Raw genomic sequence first — 5,506 nt, forward strand, 5'->3', positions numbered from 1 at the left:
GGGGGGAAGGGGCTTCACCGTCCCCGCCGCTTTCCTCGAACTCGCCGAGCAGGTCATCCTGCACCGGGCGCCCGACCGCCTCGCCCTGCTCTACCGGATCCTTTGGCGGCTGGAGCGCGAGCCTCGGCTGGTGGAGAACCCCGCCGATCCCGACATGGCCCGCGCCCGCGACATGGCCAAGGCCGTCAGCCGCGCGGCGCACAAGATGAAGGCCTTCGTCCGCTTTCGCCTGGTCGAGGGCGCGGCGACCGAGACCTACGCGGCCTGGTTCGAGCCGGCGCATCGCGTCACCGAAGCCGTCGCGCCGTTCTTCGTACGCCGCTTCACGGCCATGGACTGGACCATCCTGACGCCCGACGCCTGCGTGGCGTGGGACGGCCAGCGGCTGCTGGCGTCCGAGGGCGCGGATCCGGCCGACGCTCCTTCGGAAGACGCCCAGGAGGCGCTCTGGCGCACCTACTACGCCTCGATCTTCAACCCCGCGCGGCTGAACCCCAGGCAGATGCGCCAGGAGATGCCCAAGCGCTATTGGCGGAACCTGCCGGAGGCGGCGCTCATTCCGCAGCTGATCGCCTCAGCCCAGGATCGCGCCGCCGCCATGGTCGCCGCCCCGCCTCGCCAACCGTCCGATCGCGTGCTCAAGGCCGCGCTGCGACACAGCCGCGACGCCTCGTTCGGCCAGGGCGCGCCAACGACGCTTGAAGAGCTCGAGGCCGGCGTACAGGTCTGCCGCCGCTGCGACCTGTGGCGCGACGCCACCCAGGGCGTGCCGGGCGAAGGCGCGCATCCGGCGCCGCTGATGTTCGTGGGAGAGCAACCCGGCGACCAGGAGGACCTGGCCGGCCGTCCGTTCGTCGGGCCGGCCGGCCAAGTCTTCGACAGGGCGCTGGCCGAAGCAGGCGTGCCGCGCGACCGGACCTTCGTCACCAACGCCGTGAAGCACTTCAAGCACGAGGTTCGCGGCAAGCGCCGCATCCACAAGACGCCGGATCGGGGCGAGATCACCGCTTGCCGGTGGTGGCTGGACGCCGAGCGAAAGATCGTGCGGCCTCGGGTGATCGTGATGCTGGGCGCGACGGCGGCGCTGGGGGTGATCGGCAAGCCGACGCCGGTCGGCGCCAATCGCGGCAAGGCGCTGCAGTTGCCCGACCAGGCCCAGGGCATGGTGACCTACCACCCGTCGTTCCTGCTGCGCGCGCCCGACGCGGAGGCCAGGGCAAGGGCCTATGCGGAGCTCGTGGAGGACCTGCGGATGGCGGGGGAACTGGCGGGGCTCTGACGGCCAAAAATCATCGTGTCATCCCGGACGGTCCGCAGGACCGATCCGGGATGACACAACAAAAGAAGTTGGGTCAGTTCACCTTGGCGCCGCCCATCTGGGCCATCAGCTCTTCCTTGCGGGCTTTCATCCGCTCGCCGATGGCCTCGAGGTCCTCGTCGCCCTTCTTGGCCTGGGCGAAGAAGCCGCCGGGCTGCTCCTCTTCCTTGACGTGGTGCTTGATGTACTCGCCCAGCACCTTGACCTTGGCGTCGTAGAACTCCTGCCCCGGCTTCATCGCCTCGATCTCGGCGACCAGCTTCTTGGCGCCGTCGTGCTCGACATAGGCTTCGTCGATCAGGTCGTCCTCGACCTCGCCGCGGCTCTCCGGATAGAGGATTTCCTCCTCGATCTGGGTGTGGACCTTCAGGGCCAGGGCGATCTGGTTGAACAGCGCCAGCTTCTCGCTGTCGCTCTCCAGCTGTTCGTATTCGTCGAACATCTTCTCCACCTCGCGGTGGTCCTGCTTGAGCAGGCGGATGGCCAGCGGATCACGGCGACCGGTGCGGCGGGTCGCCTTGCGGGGCTTGGCGGTCTTGGCTTTGGCGGACGAGCTCTTGGTGGCGGCGGCCATGGAATTCTCCCTCGATATCCCCGACCGCCAACCAACACCCAGGCGCCGCCTGCCGTTCCGGCGCCACGAAAGTCTCACATGAGAGGCATTTGCAAGCCGCCTTAGCGGTCCTGCTGAAAGCCCTGATGCGTGGTGTTCTGCTTGATGTCGCCATAGCGCCCCTGCTCTTCCAGGTTCACGTCGGCGTTGCCCGACTCCGCGCCTTGGACATCGGCAGGGCTGCTTCCTTCGATATTCGGCTTTTCGCCCTTGAAGGCGCGTTGTTCGGGCGGAATGGGCGGGGCTTTCGACATGGTTTCCTCCTGGGTCTCCCCAGTTCAACCGATCGCTTCCCGAGCCGGTTCCTACGCCCTAGCTGCGGCCGGCGGGTCCAGCCAGCACGGCGTCAAGTTCGGCCGCCAGCGCTTCGATCCGGTAGGGCTTCACCAGCACGCGCCGCCCCTCCTTGCTGGCGGCGGCCGCGGCGGCGCTATAGCCCGTGGTCAGCACCACCGGCAGGTCGGGCCTGAGCCGCGAGATATCGCGCGCCAGATCAAGTCCGCCGATGTCGCCCGGCATCACCATGTCGCTGAACACCAGCTGGAAGCCAGGATCGGCGCGCAACGCGTCCAAGGCGCTGCTCCCGTCCGCGACCCGTTTCACCTCATAGCCCAGTTCGCGCAGCATCTCCTCGACCAGGTGCGCAACGCTGTCGTCGTCCTCGACCAGGAGCACGCGTTGGCGGTCGCTGTCGGCGGGCGGCGGCCTGACCGCCAGCGGCTCGGGCGTCAGCAGCGCTTTCGTCGAGCGCGGGATGCGCAGCCAGATCGTGGTGCCTGCGCCCAGCACGCTGTCCACGCCCACCTCGCCGCCCGAGGCGCGGGCGAAACCATAGACCTGGGACAGGCCCAACCCCGTGCCCTTGCCGACCGCCTTGGTGGTGAAGAAGGGCTCGAACAGACGGCTGATCATGTCGGGCGCGACGCCGACGCCGGTGTCGCGGATCGACAGGCGGACCATGTCGCCGACGCCGTCCGCACGCCCCGAAGGCTCGTTGCGGGCCTCGATGGTGATCGTGCCGCCGTCGGGCATGGCGTCGCGCGCGTTGATGGCGATGTTCAGCACCGCCACCTCCATCTGCGAGGCGTCGACCTCGACCCGCCACAGGTCCGGCGGCAGCTGCATCCGCACCGTGACGTCCTCGCGCAACGAGCGGTCCAGGATCGCCAGCATGCCCGACAGCCGTTGCCCGATGTCGATGACCTCGGGCTTCAAAGGCGAGCGGCGCGAGAAGGCCAGCAGTTGCTGGGTCAGGCTAGCGCCGCGATCGATCGCCTGGCGGATACCGTCGCGCAGCCGCTCCCGGCGCGCGGGATCGGACGTCCGCTCAAGCAGATCCAAACCGCTGGAGGCGACCATCAGGAGATTGTTGAAGTCGTGCGCCACGCCGCCGGTCAGCTGGCCCATGGCCTCCATCTTCTGCGATTGGCGCAAAGCGTCTTCGGCCTTCTCGCGTTCGCGGATCTCGGCCTTGAGCTTGCGATAGGCTTCGGCCTCGCGAGCGCTGGCGGCGCCCAGGACGGCGACCAGCAGCGCGGCCATGACGATCAGCAGGGCAAAGCCGGCATAGCGCATCATGCGGCGCGTGGGCGATTCCAGCACCGTGCGCAGGTAGACCGATCCCAGTACGGTGTCGCCCTCGGTCACCGGCGCCGTCAGCACAAGCCTCGGCCCCTCGATCCGCGGCGGCCCCAGCGCGTTGCGCGGCGGCGGCGGGGCCCCGGCGCGGGTGTAGCCGGCGGCGAGCGCGCCTTGCATGTCATAGGCCCCGACGGCCTCGACGTCGGGATTGGAACTCTGGGCGCCGACATATTCGCGGGCGGCGGAGCGATCGTCGAAAGCCAAGGGCGCGGCCATGCTGCCCGCCAGAATGCGCAGCTGCACCTCGGCCTGGCGGAGCTTCTCCTGCTGGCCCAAGCGCTCGTTGTAGACGGCCATGGCGAAGGCGGCCACGACGATGGCGACGGCCAGGGTCACCGCCATCCAGACGGTCAGGGCCGGTCGCCATCGCCGGCGCCGAGCCTTCGCCCCCCCGCTCATCGCTCGCCAGTCCCGCGCGTGACGGACAGGGAGAGCAACTTGGAGCTGACCGCCAGCCCTTCGGTCTGAGCGGCTTCGCCCCGAACTTCGAAGCGCACTCGGCTCTCAAGCGTCACGAACTGGATCATGGCGCTCGGCGCGTCGAGGCCTTCGTCGGCGATGGTCAGCACGGGGCGTCCCGCGACGGCCGCGATCATCTCACGAGGCGTCTGGCCGCGCGATGGCGACACGAACAGCACATGGCAGTCCGCGCCCTTGGTTACGACGGGCAGGCGCGTCACCGTTATTTCGTGGTCGCCCACGCGCGCGTTGTGGGCAAGCCGGTCGATAAGCGGGCCAAACGGATCCACGCCCCCGATACATAGCCGAAAGGGACTGGAGGAGGTCTCGAACGCCGAGTCGGGCCAAGCCACGAAGGCCGGGAACTTCACCAGGTGACTGGCCTTCACCAGGTACCCGCCGTGATGAGGGGCGTGGCGACGGTCGTGCGCCTCGCGCGCGCCCTCCTGGGCCAGCGCCACGCCGCCCCGCAGGCACAGGAGAAGCGCCGCCGCGGCCAAGAGCCGGCGCGGCTTGGAAGCCCCTCCCCGCATCGCCTGCGGGCCTCTGGGCGGAAAGCCCAAAACCATGCGCCAGTCCCCTCCGCGCTTTCGCCCATCGACTTGATAGCTCGAAGCCTGAACGGCTTCACCGTCGATCCTGTTCGAGCCGCAAGATCGACCACGAATGATCGACCTGAACCTGCCAACCTCCAAGCCTAGCTGTTCGATCTCATTCCCGTGACATTTTGGAGGCCAAGCGGCGCCGTGAGCCGAAAAAGCAAAAAGCCCGGGCGAACCCGGGCTTTTCAAAGGCTTGCGATGGTACCAGCTCTCGGGCTCGAACCGAGGACCTCTAGATCCACAATCTAGCGCTCTAACCAACTGAGCTAAGCCGGCTCATCGCGAGGCGTCGTCTTTAGTCGGATCGGTCCCTGGGATCAAGCGCCGATCCAGACGATTTTAACAGGAAAACGCCCCGGAGTGGAAACTCCGGGGCGCTTCTTGGTCGTCGTCTGGATCCAGGCCCTATTGCGGGACCTGGAACACCAGCGGGACGGTCACCTGGCCACCGTCGACGGGCGCGCCGTCGAGGGTCTTCGGCTTCATCCGGAACAGGCGCGACAGACGCAGAGCCGCGTCGCCGAAGCCCATGTCCGCCGGGGTCTCGGAGACCACCGAGCAGCCTTCCAGCGTGCCCTTCGCCGTGACGGTGCACGAGATCGTCGCCTTGCCGCTGACTTCCATCCGCTGAGCGCGGTCGGGGAAGTAGCGGGCCATGTCGTCCGCATTGGGCTTACGGGCCCAGTCCGGACGGGTCACGACCGAGGCGCGAGCCGGCGGGTTCGTCGGAACCGGCGGAGCCTGCGAGATCACCGGCGGAGCGGTCGTCTCGACCCGCTTTTCAACGGGCGGGATCGGCAGCGGCGGCGGCGGCGTCACGTCCGGCGGCGGAGCCACCGGGGGACGCGGCTGGACCACGGCCGGAGGCGGCGG

The 5,506-nt window shown here is 68.5% G+C and carries 6 protein-coding genes and 1 tRNA gene; 1 reads left to right on the top strand and 6 read right to left on the bottom strand.

Features of this window, described 5'->3' with window-relative positions; all coding sequences use genetic code 11:
• The coding region (locus AX690_RS11245) for a UdgX family uracil-DNA binding protein (RefSeq protein WP_066730376.1) at positions 1–1,279 on the top strand (1,279 nt) is incomplete at its 5' end.
• Between the two features lie 73 nt (positions 1,280–1,352).
• Here AX690_RS11245 and AX690_RS11250 read toward each other — a convergent pair.
• The 6 genes from AX690_RS11250 to AX690_RS11275 all read right to left on the bottom strand — a co-directional run.
• Entirely contained in the window at positions 1,353–1,892 is a 540-nt protein-coding gene (locus tag AX690_RS11250) for a hemerythrin domain-containing protein (protein WP_066680297.1), read from the bottom strand.
• 101 nt (positions 1,893–1,993) lie between these two features.
• On the bottom strand, positions 1,994–2,185 hold the full coding sequence (locus AX690_RS11255; protein WP_066680295.1) for a hypothetical protein: 192 nt from the start codon (positions 2,183–2,185) through the stop codon (positions 1,994–1,996).
• A 58-nt stretch (positions 2,186–2,243) separates the two neighbouring features.
• Entirely contained in the window at positions 2,244–3,971 is a 1,728-nt protein-coding gene (locus AX690_RS11260) for an ATP-binding protein (protein WP_066680294.1), read from the bottom strand.
• A complete protein-coding gene (locus AX690_RS11265) occupies positions 3,968–4,564 on the bottom strand; it encodes a YfiR family protein (RefSeq protein ID WP_197426841.1) in 597 nt (198 codons plus the stop codon). Before AX690_RS11265 ends, AX690_RS11260 begins: the two co-directional genes overlap by 4 nt.
• A 268-nt stretch (positions 4,565–4,832) precedes the next feature.
• A tRNA-His gene (locus tag AX690_RS11270) sits at positions 4,833–4,909 on the bottom strand.
• 129 nt (positions 4,910–5,038) lie between these two features.
• The coding region (locus AX690_RS11275; RefSeq protein ID WP_156449633.1) for an energy transducer TonB at positions 5,039–5,506 on the bottom strand (468 nt) is incomplete at its 5' end.

Source organism: Caulobacter sp. CCH9-E1, assembly GCF_001556515.1.
Classification (GTDB): Bacteria; Pseudomonadota; Alphaproteobacteria; order Caulobacterales; family Caulobacteraceae; genus Caulobacter.

What these genes read in the sequence shown, in the direction of transcription:
- AX690_RS11250 (WP_066680297.1), bottom strand. Translation starts at nt 1,892, where the DNA reads ATGGCCGCCGCCACCAAGAGCTCGTCCGCCAAAGCCAAGACCGCCAAG.
- AX690_RS11255 (WP_066680295.1), bottom strand. Translation starts at nt 2,185, where the DNA reads ATGTCGAAAGCCCCGCCCATTCCGCCCGAACAACGCGCCTTCAAGGGC.
- AX690_RS11260 (WP_066680294.1), bottom strand. Translation starts at nt 3,971, where the DNA reads ATGAGCGGGGGGGCGAAGGCTCGGCGCCGGCGATGGCGACCGGCCCTG.
- AX690_RS11265 (WP_197426841.1), bottom strand. Translation starts at nt 4,564, where the DNA reads ATGCGGGGAGGGGCTTCCAAGCCGCGCCGGCTCTTGGCCGCGGCGGCG.